The following is an 891-nucleotide window of genomic DNA, read 5'->3' as shown; positions in this document are numbered from 1 at the left end:
TCCTGAATCTGACCGCCCAGATACAGCTCCGCATAGCCGGCGAACGCATCTGCCTGTAGCACGCCAGCGAAGTTGGCAAGATGGCGCTGTGGATGCTCGCCGCGACGATCCGGTGTATAGGCAAACCAGACCGCCGGCGCTTCGTCCGAACCACTGGGCCGATCATCGCGCACATACACCCAGAGCCGTCCGGTCTTCGTTCTGCCATTGCCCGGCGCGAGCACCGGCAGCGGCGTGTCGTCGGCGTGAACCTTGGTGCCACCAAGCGCGTGGCGGCGCACCGCGTCGACCAGAGGGTTGAGCAGCCATGTCAGACTGCCCAGCCAGTGGCCCATGGTGCCCGGTTCGATCTCGACGCCATCGCGCGCGTACATGACGGACTGGCGATAGAACGGGATGTGGTATGCGAACTTCGATGTTGTGATGTGGGCGAGCAAAGCCGGACCCGGCAGGCCACGATCGATAGGCCGGCTCGGCGCTGCGGCCTGCACGATACAGTCGCAGCACGAACAGGCGAATTTGGGACGACGATGACGGATGACGCGGAAGTGTGCGCGCACGTATTCGAGCTGCTCGGATACGTCTTCGCCCAGTGGTTTAAGCGTGCCACCGCAACCCGGGCAGTGCTCCTCAGTGGGCAGATGCACCCGCTCTTCACGTTCAAGGTGATCAGGCAGCGGTTTGCGACAGGCACTCTCGCGACGTTGCTGCGCCTTCTTTGCGTCAGCCTGGGCAGCTGCACCTTCGTCGGCCTGCAGGTCCTCAAGTCGCAGCTCAAGCTGTTCGATCTGACGCTCGAGTTTCTCGGACTTGCGACCGAACTGCATGCGGCGCAGTTTGGCGAGCATCAGCTTCAGATGTTCGATCTCGATCACGCGGGAGCTGAGCTGG

General features: G+C 63.0%; 1 protein-coding gene. It reads right to left on the bottom strand.

What is annotated here, in order from left to right:
* On the bottom strand, positions 1–891 hold an 891-nt coding region (tnpC, locus tag AC3WLT_RS37200), incomplete at both ends, for an IS66 family transposase (RefSeq protein WP_492596529.1).

It is taken from the genome of Paraburkholderia sp. FW306-2-2C-D06C, assembly GCF_058781505.1.
The sequence above is the reverse complement of the archived record's forward strand: the minus strand, read 5'-3'. Positions and strand labels throughout refer to the sequence as shown.